We start from the raw sequence: 13,040 nt of genomic DNA on the forward strand, positions 1-13,040 counted from the left end.
GCAGCCCCCTCATTCTGGCCACACTCACGGTGATCGCCGCGATTCTTCCGATGGCCTTTGTGCGCGGGTTAATGGGACCCTACATGCGGCCGATCCCTATTGGGGCGAGCGCGGCCATGGTTTTTTCCATGATTGTGGCCTTTGTAGCCACTCCGTGGGCTGCGTATAAAATTTTGGGTTATGCGCACCGCAAGGGCAAGCTCAAGGGCCACGGCCACGGTGAGAAGGAAGATTTTTTGACGCGCTCCTATCGCTCCTATATGGGGCCTTTGATTCGGCGCGCTTCCGTGCGCCGGATTTTTTATTGCGTGCTCGTCTTGTTGTTGTTCGGCTCCGTTGCGCTTGTGCCGGCCAAGCGGGTTCTCCTCAAGATGTTGCCTTTTGACAATAAGAACGAGTTTCAGGTGATCCTGAATATGCCCGAAGGCACGCCAATCGACCGGACACGCGCAGTGATTGAAGAAATGGCCTACTATGTGCGCGAGGTGCCGGAGGTGTCCGACATCGAGATTTATGTGGGCGCGGCCGCTCCGTACAACTTCAACGGGTTGGTCCGCCACTATTTTCTGAGAAACCGGCCGCACATGGCAGACCTGCAAGTGAACCTGGAGGACCGTCATCACCGAAAACGGCAGAGCCATGCGATTGCCGAGAGCATACGCCCCAAGCTGCAGGAGATTGCCAAACGTGCGGGAGCCCATGTGCAGGTGGCGGAGGTGCCGCCCGGGCCGCCGGTGCTTTCCACCCTGGTGTTGGAGATCTATGGCCCGAACCAGCAGGGACAGGAGGAGCTCTCCGGGAAGATCGAAGCACTTCTGGGCCGCACACCCGGCATCACGGACATCGATACTTATGTGGAGGCCGATCAAGATCTGGTGCGTTTGCAGGTCGACAGCGAAAAGGCCTCATTGAACGGGATCCCCATGGCCTATGTGGCGCGCACCGTCGCAACCGCCTTGAAGGGCGAAGTCGCGGGTTTGGCCCGGTTGCCTGGTGAATATGAGCCTGTGGAAATCCTTGTACGTTTGCCGCAGGACAAACGCAGAGACCTGAAAGGGCTGGAGGGCATTCAGCTTCTTTCAAGATACGGGCAAATGATTCCGCTGCCGGATTTAGTGAAGCCGGAAAAACGGAGCCAGGATCATTCCATCTATCACAAGAATCTCATGCGCACGAGCTATGTGATTGCGGATGTCACGGACCAAGTGGGTTCGCCTGTGTATGCGCTCGTGGGTTTGCGCAAGGAACTGGATAAGATCCAGTTGCCTGCTTCGGATGAGGGTCAGAAAAAGCTGGTGCAGTACTTCACCCGCCAGCCGGATTCCAGCAGGGAATGGGCTGTTAAGTGGGACGGCGAGTGGCACATTACCTACGAGGTCTTCCGTGATTTGGGCCTGGCCTTTGCAGCGGTGCTTATCTTGATCTATGCCTTGGTCGTGGGTTGGTTTAAATCCTTCAAGACCCCGGTCATCGTGATGGCGCCGATTCCGCTTTCCCTGGTGGGAATCCTGCCCGCGCATTGGCTGAGCGGGGTTTTCTTCACCGCCACTTCCATGATTGGGTTGATCGCCGGCGCCGGGATTGTGGTGCGAAACTCCATTATTTTGGTCGATTTTATTGAATTGCGGCTCAAGGAGGGGATGCCCTTGGAAGAGGCCGTGATCGATGCCGGGGCTGTGCGCTTCAGGCCCATGCTCTTGACAGCTTCGGCCGTGGTCGTGGGCGCCTCCGTTATTCTTTTTGACCCGATATTCCAGGGCTTGGCCATTGCGCTCATCGCCGGAGAAGTGGCCGCCACGATTCTGTCCCGTACCGCCGTACCGGTTCTGTACTACAGCATGTACCGGAAGCACCGGTGCCAGGCACCAGTGCCAGGCACCGGTGCCTGACACCGAAGGAGATCGTATGAAAATGGAACGATGGATCCGGCTCATTGCCGGGAGCTTTGTGATCATTAGCTTGATTCTCTCTCAGACCGTGAGCGAATGGTGGCTGCTCTTCACCGCCTTTGTGGGAGTCAATCTCTTTCAAAGCGCCTTAACGAACTTGTGCTTGATGGAGAAGCTTTTGGGCAAAATGGGCGTACAAAAATAGGCCTACCCCAAAAGATTTGCTTGAAAATGCTGCGTGTTGAAGCGCCGCGTTTCCCGGTGCCATACGGTGCGCCTCTGCAACCCGACACGCGCATTTTGGGTTGGGTATACTCTGCTGTAGAGGAAAAAACAACCTCTCAAGAGATGATGTGTGAGTGCCCGCGGGAGTGCGGAGCTCCCGCGGGACAAAGGCAAACTGTCCGAAAGGGCAGGACGCAAAGCCGTAGGGCCTAAGGCAGGAGTTACTGCTATGGTAGCCTGGTTGCCGCGCAAGGAAAAAGTGTATTTACAGGACCTTTCCCCGCCTTAATCCGGCGCCGGGAATAGGTCTTTTTTTGTGTGCGCCAGACTCCGCCCTAGGGTTCCAGCTTTGCAGAAAGGCTTGGCAAGTGAGAAGGATTCTGCAACAAGCGCCCCGGACCCTGTTCTGTTTCTCTCTCCTAATCAATTTTGCGTTAAGCGCGATGGCTGCGGAGCCCACCTTTAGATCGGCTGTATTCGTGGGAGGCCAAGGCCAGCAGGGCGGCGGCTCCGAAAACGCCACTATGAGTTTTCCCGCTGGGATAGCGCTGAACAGGGGCCAGCTCTATTTTGCGGGAGAAGACCAAAGCCAAGCCGGTGCCCATGCCCTAACAGTCCAAGTCTCTCTCCCGCCCAGTCCCGCGGCAATCCGAAGCTCCCTTTGGCCTGAAAAGGCCTCCAGTGCAGGACCGCATCAAGAGGTCTTAAGCGCAGTTGCTGCCACGAGCGAAGGAGTCTATTTTGCCGGCCGGAGTCTTTCCCAGACTCAAGACCCTCAGGCGCCCAAAGAGCATCGCTGCGTGTTGATCAAGTTTCCTCCAGACAATGCCGTGGGACAGGGCGCGGGAAGAGCACTTTGGACTCGCAGTGTGGATTTCTTCCCGACGCCGGTGTGGAAGGAAAGCGGCCCCGAGGCCTTTTTATCCGTTCTTGCAGTCGAGGAGGAAGGCCAGGTCTTTATCTATGCCGGGGGCTACGCTCAGGCAGGGAAGCAGAATCACACGGCCGTGCTGGCTAAGTTTGACAGTAGTGGCAATCTGATCTGGAAAGAGATTGTGGGCGAACCCGGAGACGGTTTCCATAGCTCAGTCTCTTCGCTGGCCGAGCTGGACGGGCACATATACGCGGCCGGAAAGAGTCATTACACCGATTCGAACTACGACCACCGGGCTACCCTTTGGAAGATTGCCCGCACGGGTGGCATGGTTTGGTTCAAAACCTACACCCAGTCTCTGAAGCCGGAAGGAGCGGCGGTGGCTGTTACGGCATCCGAAGACCATGTCTTTCTCGCCTCGTCTCAGTTTATCGGTCCTTACGGGGCGGAAGATGTGCTCATTCTCAAGTACACACCCTCAGGCCGCTTTGTGTGGAGCAGCAAATGGGGCGGCCAGGGCACGGACGTGGGGCACGGCATTCTGTATTCGGACGGCAAGCTGTTTGTGGTGGGAGAAACCACGAGCTTCCAGGCAGCGGGCAAGGATGCTTTTATGTTGGTGGTGGATCCTGACTTTGGAAAGGTGCAGACCTACAGTTTAATGGGTTGGGAAGAGGATGATGTGGCCCGGGCAGTGGCGGTGCAGGATGGAGAGCTTTTTGTGGTTGGGGAAACAACGAGCTCCCGTGAGCAGGGGAATCTGCCCGGTGCCAAAGATTTCATGGTCTTGCATTACAGCTTGGGAGAAGTCGCGGCGCCGGTCATTAGCGCCTCTACCATGGGCACCGGCGTGGCCGCAGTTGCGGTGCAAGCGGAGCCTGTGCCCCAGGGGCCCACGCCCGAAGAGCAGTTGGCCTTGGTGAAAGAAGAAATGAGCGCCTTGCGTGAGCAATCCAAGACGGAATTGGAAGCCCTCAAGGCTCAGCTTGAACAGGCCGAGGCCCGGGCAAAAGAATTGCGGAGTACCGCAGGTTCGCAGGAGGGACAACTCGCGCAGCTCAATAATCAGTTGGCCTCCGCGCAAGGCCAGGCAAAAGAACAAAGCCAGCTTGCGCAATCCCGCTTGGATGAACTTCAAATTATCCGAACAGCGCTGCGGGAAAAAGAACACGCGCTGGTGCGTGCCCAAACCGAACAAGCGGCTTTGGAAACACGCTGGGTCCAGTACCGGGCCGAGGTCTTAGCCCAAGAAGAAGACGCGCAACTCGGCTCGAAGAAGATCCAAGATCAACTCTCTGCAATGGAACAGACCTTGGAGCAGACAAAGCTGGAAAAGAATTTGCTGCAGGAAGAAAAAACTCAGCTTCAAGAACGCCAGAAACGAATCGCGGGTGAGCTCGAACAGGCTAACGAGGAACTGAACCGGGCCAAGAAAGAAATTGCGGGTCTGCGCGCACAACTCGGCAGCGCTCAGGAAGTGCAAGTGGCACAGGAAGCCACGGAGCAGCAACTCGATGCCGCCCGTCAGGAAATCGGGCGTCTGCGAAAGGCTGTCAGTTATTCGGAGGAGCAACTCACCGGGATGCAAACGCAAAACGAGGCCTTGGCACAAGCCAAGGGAGAGACGCAATCTCAGCTTCAAGAATTGATTTCGGAGAACCTTTTGCTGGACGATACGATTGGGCGTTTAGAGAACAACGTGGCCGTGCAAACTGCCCAGCTTGAGGAATTGCAGGCCGCTCTGAAGCGTTCTTCAAACGAAAACGAAAAAATTCGAGAGCTGGAAGCCCAACTGGCCCGGATGCAAGAGGACCTTGAGGGCATGCGCGCCAATTACATGGCTTCGGAAGAAGAAGTCCAGAGTCTGCGCTCCATGCTGGAGCAAACCCAGGGTGTGGGCCCGGATATTGGAGTGCGGCTGGGAGCTCCGGTTCCCGAAGCGGCCGAGGCCGCCATGCCCACTCTGGATGTTCCCGGCCCCGCATTGGAAAAACCCCCGGGCCTGCATGTGGAGCTCCTCACATGGGATCATATGGGACAGCCCCAAAAGGTCCTGGAGCGTTTGCAGCGCTTGCGCATTGTCATCGTGTCTGAGATCGACGGAGCGCCTTCTTCCGCGGATATGGATCTGCAGATTTTGGCTCCGGACGGCAGCGTCATCGACGAGTTCAGCCAAAGCACCGGGACCGAGGGCAGTGTCGTGGTGTTCCGTTCCCTGGCGCTGGCCGACTTCCCGGCGGGAGTGTACTCCATTGTGGCCAAGGCCCGTGCTCAAGGACATAATCCGGTCACGGCCTATACGCACTTTGGCCACAAGGTAGAGGAAGCAGAAGTTCTGGAAGCGCCGAGTCCCATCGTGGAGGCCCCCGTGTTGCCGGTCTTGGCGCCTCTGGAAGCCCTGATGCTCACCTTGGACCGCAAAGGAAATCCGGATTCGGAGTTCAAGAGGTTGAAGAAACTCCGTATTGCCGTACTGTCTTCTTCCAAAGGTTCTCCGGTCGCGAGCACCGTGGAAGTCGTGGTGACAGGCCCGGATGGTTCTGTGATTGATACTTTTGCTAAAGCAGCTTCGGAGAGCGGTGAACTGAATATCGAGCGCCCACTCGAACGGGAAATCGACAAGGGCACCTATACGATCAAGGGGCTGGTGGCTGCTGAAGGCTATGAGCCCGCCACAGTCACGCATCAGTTTGTGGTGAACTGAGCAGGTATCCAACCCATTGACCGCTGCAGGACATCGCAGTACCCTAGCTGCATGTGCCGTCTCCGACCTCTCTTTCTGATCCCTGTCTGTTTGTTGTTGTTTGCCGGTATTACAGATGCGCTTGCCTTTCGCGTGGCCAAAGCGCCGCGCGCAATGTGCGAGCAGCCCTACTATGAATTCGGTGAAGTCCCGAACACCCAAACCATTGAAAACGTCTTTGTGGTCCGTAACACGGGCACGGCCACTTTGGAAATCCGCGGCATCTGGACCTCTTGTACGTGTACGGATGTGGAGTGGGAGGGGGAGGCCGTAGAACCCGGAGGGGAAATTGAGATCCTCGGGCGCCTTGTTTTGCACGGCCGTGAAGGCAAGCTGCTTAAAGAAATTTTTGTGGAAACCAACGACCCGCAGCAGCAAACCCTCACCTTGGGCTTTACGGGCATCGCGCTGCGCGAGGTTTACGTGGAACCCGAGGCAATCTTTTTCGGCAGCGTTCCCCAGGGCGCTACAGCCAGCGCCCCAGTGAGTATCCGCACCAAAAAGGGAACGCCGTACCACATTGTAAGTGCCGTCTCCACCGACCCCAGCTTTGAAGCGGAGGTGGATTCTCCTGAGCGCATGGCGGTGCACGCGATTCAGATTCAGTTGAAAGCCGGCGGGCAACCCGGGAAAAGACAGGGGCGCATCAAAATACGTACGGACTTGATGAAGATCCAGGAGGTCGAGATCCCCGTGTCTGTTCGCGTTATGGACGACCTGCTGGTGGAACCCCGCGAAATTGTGCTGGATGCGCTGTCTTCCGGTCCCTCCACCCATTACTTGGTGCTTCGCCGCGGCCGGCCCAAGCCCTTTGAGGTCCTTAAAGTGGAAACCCCGGATCCGCAGATTGAGGTGAATATCACCCCCATGGGCGAGGACGGATACCGGATTCGCCTGGACAATGTGTACCCCATGCCATCCTCGGACGCGATCCCGTTGCGCATCCGAACCAATATCCCCGGCAATGAAGTGATCGAAGTGCCGTTTCGAATCACGACGATTCAGAAGGTTGAATGATGTTGCGCCGCGCTGCAGTGCTCCTCATCCTGCCGGCCGTGCTGGGTGGACTCGCCAACAGCTTTCATCCGAATAAGATTCCGTGGGTCGGAAACTGGGAACGCTATGTGGAATCCGAGGCTGTGGAAGCGGGCCTGGGCGTTGCTTCCATAGAACGTGCGCGGGAAATTGTCGCAGGGCGGCGCTGGATGATTCTGGACGCGCGCACGCCCAAGGAATACGAAGCAGGCCATCTGCCCGGCGCGCTCTCTCTGCCGCGCCTGGAATTCGAAGAAAAGTATGAGAAGGTGGAAGTCTTTTTGTCCCGCCGTGAGCCGCTATTGGTCTATTGTTCGGACAAGCTCTGTGACGAGGCTGTGCTTTTGGCAAAGCGCTTAAAAGACCAGGGCTATACGCAGGTGTGGGTCTTTGTGGGAGGATTCAAGGCCTGGGAAACGGCCGGCCACCCGGTGGAGGGAGCCAAGTGAAACAAGGTTGCAATTCGATTGCGCATTGCTTGCCTTGGATTGCGACCCTGGCCCTGGGCTTGATCTTTATCGGATCCAGTTATCACAAGATTGTGGATCCCCAGGGCTTTGCGGTCTCGATCTTTCGATACCGCTTGCTTCCCTTTGACAGCATTAATCTCCTTGCTGTTTACCTGCCCTGGCTGGAGCTGGTTTGCGCGTTTTGCGTGCTGGCAGTGCCCAAGTTTCGCAGGCCTGCGGCCCTTCTCCTCATCGGTATGTTGCTGGTCTTTACAAGCGCGATTCTCCTGAATCTATTCCGCGGCATTGATATCTCCTGCGGCTGTTTCAGCCATGATCCGGACAAGGGCCACGCAGGTTGGGTGAGCGTGGTGCGGAATCTCAGCCTGATTGCCTTGGGCGGAATTGTTTACCGTTCTGCGCGCAAGCGCTGAGCCGGGTCCAAAGAACCATTTGTAACCTAATGCAGCAGTGGTGTTTAGCTTCTCATCATTCCCATTCCTTTGTTTTCGATTTGCTCTGATCTACAATGAATCCCCCATGAGAAAGTCTGCTGCCCCATTCACCTTGATTTTTGTTACAGCCTTGATGTTTGCAAAACCTGCGTTTTGCGAAGCAGAGCGGCCTCTTCCCAATGCAAAGAGTCTGGAAGCCCTCGTGTCCCAGTGGGTGGATTTGCGCCAGGAGACTGCCGCGGAAGAACGGGCTTGGACTCAAGAAAAAGAGTGGCTGCGGAGGGAAATGGAGCTGCTGCTCCGGGAAAAGAATGCGCTGCAGCAGGAGCTTGAGCAGAGGAAGCACACAAAGCAAAATTTGGAACAACAATTGCAGGTACTCAGCGCGCGCAAGACCGAATTAGGCCAGGCCCTTGAGAGCGGGCAGCCCGCATTGCGCACGGCCGGTCAAAATCTGTTGCAGTGGAGGACTCGACTTCCGCGGCCTTTGGCGCAGAAGATCGAAGAAGAATTTCGCGAGCTGGAATTTTCGGACGGTACCGCAGACAGCGATCGCCTGGAGCGGGTGTTGGGTCTTTATTCGCGGATTGCCCAGTTACAAACCGGATCTGTCTTGGTGCGCGAGGTCTTGAGGACTCCGGAAGGGGATCGCCGGGAATTCGACGTGTTTTACTTGGGAACAGCCATTGCCTATGCCGTGAGCCCCGGGGACCGTTGGGCTGCGTTGGGGTCTCCTTCAATCGAGGGCTGGCAATGGGAATGGGATGCGTCTCTGGCGCCTGTATTAAGGAAGGCCGTGAATATGCGGCGATCCGTCGACGAAGCGGCCTTTGTGCGCCTGCCTGTGCAACGCAGGGGGAAGACGCAATGAGGCAACTGGGGCTTTGGACGGCTTTCCTGTGTTCAACACTCGTGGCAGCGCCTGCCTGGGCCGTGGATTTTCATTCAGCCGTGGAAAATGCGTTGCTGGACGTGGAGTCGCAGACTCAGCAGCTGGAGCAGCTGAGGGATTCCATCTCCGAGCAACGTGCGCCCTTGGCCCAAGAGCAATCGCATCTCGAAGCGGAAGTGGCTGAGTTGCGTAAGGAATTGTCTTCCACTCAGGGCCGGGTGGAAAGTTCTGCGCAGACGGTGGAGAGGCTCGAACGCGAAGTCGCGGGTTTGGAGGCGGAAGCCCTGGCGTTGCGGAGTGTATTGCTGGAATTTCGCCGGGAGCTGAGCCGCTCCCTGACTTTGGCTGAAGAAGATCATTTTGCCCAAGCTTTCCAAGAATTGGATGCGCAAATCTTGAAGACCGAAGGGCCGGAGGCGGTTTTGGCGCTTCCTTCGGTATTGCAGTGGGCCGAATCCTGGGCCCGGATGCGCTGGGGGATTCCGGTTTTGGAGGGAGAGTGTTTGAGTCCCTTGGGAGTTGTGAGCCCGGGCCGCTTTTTGCTCGTGGGATCTGAAACGTATTTTCTTTCCGGGGATGACAACTGGGGCGGACTCGTCAGCAACGACCCGGAGACCCTCAATCCGGCAGTGGCCTATGCGGTTTCGCCGCGGCTGCTCAAGGAGCTGGCTTCCGGTTCAAGAGTGCTTCTTCCCGTCGATCCCACGGAGGGCAAAGCCCTTGAATTGGAACAAGAGCGCGAAAGTCCTTGGGCGTATTTGCGCGCGGGCGGGCTCATCCTCGTCCCAATCCTTCTTTTGGGAATTCTTTCCCTGGGCGCCGCACTGTGGAAATGGCTTTCGTTCGTGCGCATGCGGGTGCGTTGGGACGCGGATCTGCGCGCAATCATCAGCCTGATGCGCGCGGGTAAAGAGAAATTGGCCCGGGAACGGGCCGTGCCCCTGGGCGAACCTGCGGGCCCCGTTTTGCTTACAGGCATTGATTGGGCGGGAGAGAGTGAAGAGCGCACTGAAGAACAAATGCTCTCCGAGGTGATGAAGCGCATTCCCCGGCTGGAGCGCGGGCTGGCTTTGCTCAGTGTGACAGCGGCAGTGGCGCCCTTGCTCGGGCTTTTGGGAACCGTGACCGGCATGATCCACACCTTCAACCTGGTGACGATTTTCGGCGCAGGCAAAGCCCAGCTTCTTTCGAGCGGAATTTCCGAAGCGCTGATCACGACCGAGTTCGGACTTATTGTGGCAGTACCGGCACTTTTGGCCCACGCGTTTTTGTCGCGCCGCGTGCGGCAGCTGATCATGCGCTTGGAACAGTTGTGCCATGAGTTTTCCTCCGCAATTCATTTTGGGGAACGCAGCGTTTTGGTTCCGGGGAGCCGCCAATGGCCGGACTCTTAGTCCGCTGCACCGAGTACTGGAGCCGGGGGGGCCTTCTGTTGGCTGTGTTGGCCGCGGTGTGCTTTGCCATGTGGGTTGTATTGCTGAATCTCTATTCAAGACTTCGAGAAGAGAAAGCCTGCGAACCCATCCCTCAACTGCGCAAGGACCTGACCGTCCTGAAAGCCCTGGTGAGCGCAGCCCCCTTGCTCGGGCTCCTGGGCACCGTGATGGGCCTGGTCCAAACCTTTGGCACACTTAGTGCCGGCGGAGGCCCCACAAATCAAGCCTTGGCCCAAGGCGTGGGCCGGGCCCTGGTCACCACGCAGTACGGATTGGTCATCGCCCTCCCGGGCTTGATAGGAATCGGCGTGATCCAGCGGCAGATACGCAAGGTCGAGTTAGTCCATGCCGTCCGGAAAATTGAAATAGGGAGAGCCCAATGAGTGTGAGGCAGGGATTGAGCTCTCTCTGGGGGGCAGAAGAACGCGTGGAGATCCAGCTTTCGCCGCTCATCGATATGATGTTCCTCCTGCTGATTTTCTTTTTGGTGGCAGCGGTCTTTGTGGAGCAGAGCGGAATCGAGGTGCAGCGCCCGCTGGCCGCAACTGCGCAGCCTCTCCGGGCAGCCAGCGTGTATTTAAGCGTGACTGCGGACGGCCGTGTTTTGTATGGAGACCGCAATGTGGGAATTAACGGGGTCAGGGGATTGGTCTCGCGATTAATGGAAAGCGATAAGCGTTCCGTGGTCCTGGTGGCGGACCGCCGCAGTTCAAGCGGAACCTTGATCGAAGTCTTGGACGAGTGCCGGGCAGCGGGCGCCACTGAAATCAGCGTGGCAGCGGAGAAGCGATGAAGATGCGTTGGCAGATCTGGAGCTTGAGCGGAATTCTGACATTGCTCATCTTTGTGGCCCTGCCTCTTTCCGAGAGTGTGGGCACGGCCCCGGTGATTCCGGAACCGGTGCGCTCCATTGAGGTGATGCGCTTGCCGGACATGAGCCTGCAGTCTGCGGCAAGCGTGCCGGGTGTGGTCACTCCTGCGGACTTCTCCAAGATCCCCCCCGGTTTGCCCCCGGACCCGGTCCCGGGATTCGAGATGCCCGCACCTTCTGCATTTCCTGTAATTTCCAAGCGCAAAACCCGGTGGGGTTCTGTTCCGGGCTCAGAGCTCGCGGAATGGGATTTTCCGGTCATGGGCGGATCTTCTTTAGAATGGGATCACGGACCGCAGCTCTTAATGATGGTGGACCCTTTGTACCCGGAACTTTTCAGGAATCAAGGTCTGGAGGGAGAGGTCCTGCTTCAGGCGCGCGTGGATGCCCAGGGACAGGTGCATCAAATTGAGATTCTGCGCTCCGATTTGCCTGCAGCCTTTGAACAGAGGGCAGTGCGTGCCTTGTCTCAAGCCCGGTTCAGGCCCGGGAGGCAGGGAGGAGAAGCCGTAGCGGCCTCGGTGATTTTGCCTGTGCGCTTTTATTTGGAGGAGAACTTCAGATGAACCGGTGGATTGGAATTCTTCTCATTGCTTTGTGTGTGATGCCGTCGCCGCTTCGAGCAGCAGAGCCGCGTGTGAGCGCGGAAGAGTCGGATCTGATCGAGAGCGCGCGTATGTTGGGCGAAGAAGGCAGGCACACGGAAGCCCTTGCCTTGGTGCGCGGCAGTGCGGGCCCGTCCTCGAGCGCAGCTGTGGATTTTGTCTTGGGAAATCTGCACGCGCAGGTTGAAGAGTGGGGAGAAGCGGAAAACGCGTATCGCGCTGCCCTGCAAAAGGACCCGGAGTTCACACAAGCCCAGGGCCGGTTGTTGATGGTGCTTTTGGCGCAACACCGGGGTAAAGACGCGGTTGAGGAAGCCAAGCGTTTGCTCCAGAAGGATGATCTTTCCACCTCTCAATACATGCTCGCCGGAGCAGCCTATTTGCTTGAAGGCCACACTATCGGGGCGGAGACCGCCTTTCGCCAGGCGCTCTTAAAGGACCCTTCGGAGAGCGCGGCGCTGGAAGGCTTGGCCGACACTCTGATCGCGCAACAGCGTTACCCGGAAGCGGAAGTGTTGTTGGCCAGGCTCCTGGAGGAGGATCCCGGCCGCACGGTCTTGTGGTTGGCGCGGGCGGATCTGGCTCTGGCTATGGGGCAGACTCTGCGCGCATTGGTGTGTCTGGAAACCGCTTATCGTTTGGGAGCGCTTGATCAGGAAAATCTTTGGACTTTGGGCGATCTGCGTTTGAGCGAGGGCCAGAGCGCGGATGCGGTCAAGGCTTACCAAGAGGCCCTGAGCCTGACGGGTTCTGAGGGCCAGCAAAAGGCCCTGGACGCTCTGGAGCGTTTGCTTCAGAGCGGCGACACAGAACAGGCCGTAGCATGGCTCAATCATCTCAAAGGATCCGAAAAGCTTCCGGACTTGGAAAACTCGGTCCGGCTTTGTTGGGCCGAGGCCGAACTCGCGCGCATGCACGAGGACTGGAACGCGGCTTTGGCCGGATACCAGTCTGTGGTCCGCCAAGAGCCTCTCAATGCCAAGGCTTTGCTGCGCCTGGGCGATGTGTATGTGGTGTTGAACCGCTTGGAAGACGCCGAACTCACTTACGAACGCGCCGGGCGCATTGAAGGATTTGAGGCCAAGGCCTTGATCGGCCGGGCGCGCATCCAAGTGCAGCGCGGCGATTACACGCAGGCAGTGAGTCTCTTGGAGGACTCGCAGGCCCTGGATCCCCAGAAGCATGTGGCCCAATACCTTGAGCGGATCCAGGCGATTTCGCAGTCAGAGTAGCCCGTTTCCGATTTATTAACCTCTTTAAACATTTAATATCGCCCCTTCTTGATGCATATCATGCTTTTCTCCTAAGTGATGGTAGGACAATAGACTCCTATTCACCTCTGAGCCCACCAGGAGGAATACATGCGAACTTTTCCGTTTGTCACTCTTTTTCTCTCCGTTGTTTTTCTAATCATTCCCATCCAAGCCCACGCCGCTGTCTCATGGGACTTCGACACGGACGGCGACATGCAAGGCTGGCGTGTGATGCGCGGGCTTACAAACGAATCCGTTTCCGGTGGCGCGTTGACAGCGGAAGTGAGCGACACCAATCCGCATCTGCGCAGCA

At 57.5% G+C, this 13,040-nt stretch carries 13 protein-coding genes and 1 riboswitch; all 13 genes read left to right on the forward strand.

Annotated features, from left to right (window positions below):
- Window positions 1-1,889, forward strand: a 1,889-nt coding sequence (locus JW937_09335; protein ID MBN1587610.1) for an efflux RND transporter permease subunit, incomplete at its 5' end; no start/stop codon positions are given.
- Between the two features lie 16 nt (window positions 1,890-1,905).
- Window positions 1,906-2,094, forward strand: a complete 189-nt coding sequence (locus JW937_09340) for a DUF2892 domain-containing protein (GenBank protein MBN1587611.1) — start codon at window positions 1,906-1,908, stop codon at window positions 2,092-2,094.
- Between the two features lie 179 nt (window positions 2,095-2,273).
- Window positions 2,274-2,363, forward strand: a riboswitch (cyclic di-GMP riboswitch).
- A gap of 119 nt (window positions 2,364-2,482) precedes the next feature.
- On the forward strand, window positions 2,483-5,692 hold the full coding sequence (locus tag JW937_09345) for a hypothetical protein (GenBank protein ID MBN1587612.1): 3,210 nt from the start codon (window positions 2,483-2,485) through the stop codon (window positions 5,690-5,692).
- Window positions 5,693-5,743: 51 nt separating this feature from the next.
- Window positions 5,744-6,748 (forward strand): DUF1573 domain-containing protein, encoded by a 1,005-nt coding sequence (locus JW937_09350; protein ID MBN1587613.1) that lies wholly within the window; start codon window positions 5,744-5,746, stop codon window positions 6,746-6,748.
- Window positions 6,745-7,215 carry a rhodanese-like domain-containing protein gene (locus tag JW937_09355; protein ID MBN1587614.1) on the forward strand — a complete coding sequence of 157 codons (471 nt, stop codon included), beginning with the start codon at window positions 6,745-6,747 and terminating at the stop codon, window positions 7,213-7,215. The genes JW937_09350 and JW937_09355 overlap by 4 nt, the downstream gene beginning before the upstream one ends.
- Window positions 7,212-7,649 (forward strand): DoxX family membrane protein, encoded by a 438-nt coding sequence (locus JW937_09360; protein MBN1587615.1) that lies wholly within the window; start codon window positions 7,212-7,214, stop codon window positions 7,647-7,649. The genes JW937_09355 and JW937_09360 overlap by 4 nt, the downstream gene beginning before the upstream one ends.
- Before the next feature lie 106 nt (window positions 7,650-7,755).
- The gene (locus tag JW937_09365) at window positions 7,756-8,541 is read left to right on the forward strand and encodes a DUF3450 family protein (GenBank protein ID MBN1587616.1); all 786 of its coding nucleotides are present in this window, start codon (window positions 7,756-7,758) and stop codon (window positions 8,539-8,541) included.
- Window positions 8,542-9,413: 872 nt separating this feature from the next.
- A complete protein-coding gene (locus tag JW937_09370) occupies window positions 9,414-9,956 on the forward strand; it encodes a MotA/TolQ/ExbB proton channel family protein (protein ID MBN1587617.1) in 543 nt (180 codons plus the stop codon).
- Window positions 9,941-10,381 (forward strand): MotA/TolQ/ExbB proton channel family protein, encoded by a 441-nt coding sequence (locus tag JW937_09375; GenBank protein MBN1587618.1) that lies wholly within the window; start codon window positions 9,941-9,943, stop codon window positions 10,379-10,381. Before JW937_09370 ends, JW937_09375 begins: the two co-directional genes overlap by 16 nt.
- On the forward strand, window positions 10,378-10,791 hold the full coding sequence (locus tag JW937_09380) for a biopolymer transporter ExbD (GenBank protein MBN1587619.1): 414 nt from the start codon (window positions 10,378-10,380) through the stop codon (window positions 10,789-10,791). The genes JW937_09375 and JW937_09380 overlap by 4 nt, the downstream gene beginning before the upstream one ends.
- Window positions 10,788-11,435: an energy transducer TonB gene (locus tag JW937_09385; protein ID MBN1587620.1), complete on the forward strand. Its 648-nt coding sequence runs from the start codon at window positions 10,788-10,790 to the stop codon at window positions 11,433-11,435. The genes JW937_09380 and JW937_09385 overlap by 4 nt, the downstream gene beginning before the upstream one ends.
- The gene (locus tag JW937_09390; GenBank protein ID MBN1587621.1) at window positions 11,432-12,706 is read left to right on the forward strand and encodes a tetratricopeptide repeat protein; all 1,275 of its coding nucleotides are present in this window, start codon (window positions 11,432-11,434) and stop codon (window positions 12,704-12,706) included. The genes JW937_09385 and JW937_09390 overlap by 4 nt, the downstream gene beginning before the upstream one ends.
- A 129-nt stretch (window positions 12,707-12,835) precedes the next feature.
- The coding region (locus JW937_09395) for a hypothetical protein (GenBank protein ID MBN1587622.1) at window positions 12,836-13,040 on the forward strand (205 nt) is incomplete at its 3' end.

Source organism: Candidatus Omnitrophota bacterium, from assembly GCA_016929445.1.
Classification (GTDB): domain Bacteria; phylum Omnitrophota; class Gorgyraeia; order JAFGIU01; family JAFGIU01; genus JAFGIU01.

Excerpts from the sequence above, each read along its gene's own strand:
- JW937_09370 (MBN1587617.1), top strand. The coding sequence starts at position 9,414 with ATGCGGGTGCGTTGGGACGCGGATCTGCGCGCAATCATCAGCCTGATG.
- JW937_09365 (MBN1587616.1), top strand. The coding sequence starts at position 7,756 with ATGAGAAAGTCTGCTGCCCCATTCACCTTGATTTTTGTTACAGCCTTG.
- JW937_09350 (MBN1587613.1), top strand. The coding sequence starts at position 5,744 with ATGTGCCGTCTCCGACCTCTCTTTCTGATCCCTGTCTGTTTGTTGTTG.
- JW937_09355 (MBN1587614.1), top strand. The coding sequence starts at position 6,745 with ATGATGTTGCGCCGCGCTGCAGTGCTCCTCATCCTGCCGGCCGTGCTG.
- JW937_09390 (MBN1587621.1), top strand. The coding sequence starts at position 11,432 with ATGAACCGGTGGATTGGAATTCTTCTCATTGCTTTGTGTGTGATGCCG.
- JW937_09340 (MBN1587611.1), top strand. The coding sequence starts at position 1,906 with ATGAAAATGGAACGATGGATCCGGCTCATTGCCGGGAGCTTTGTGATC.
- JW937_09375 (MBN1587618.1), top strand. The coding sequence starts at position 9,941 with ATGGCCGGACTCTTAGTCCGCTGCACCGAGTACTGGAGCCGGGGGGGC.
- JW937_09380 (MBN1587619.1), top strand. The coding sequence starts at position 10,378 with ATGAGTGTGAGGCAGGGATTGAGCTCTCTCTGGGGGGCAGAAGAACGC.
- JW937_09385 (MBN1587620.1), top strand. The coding sequence starts at position 10,788 with ATGAAGATGCGTTGGCAGATCTGGAGCTTGAGCGGAATTCTGACATTG.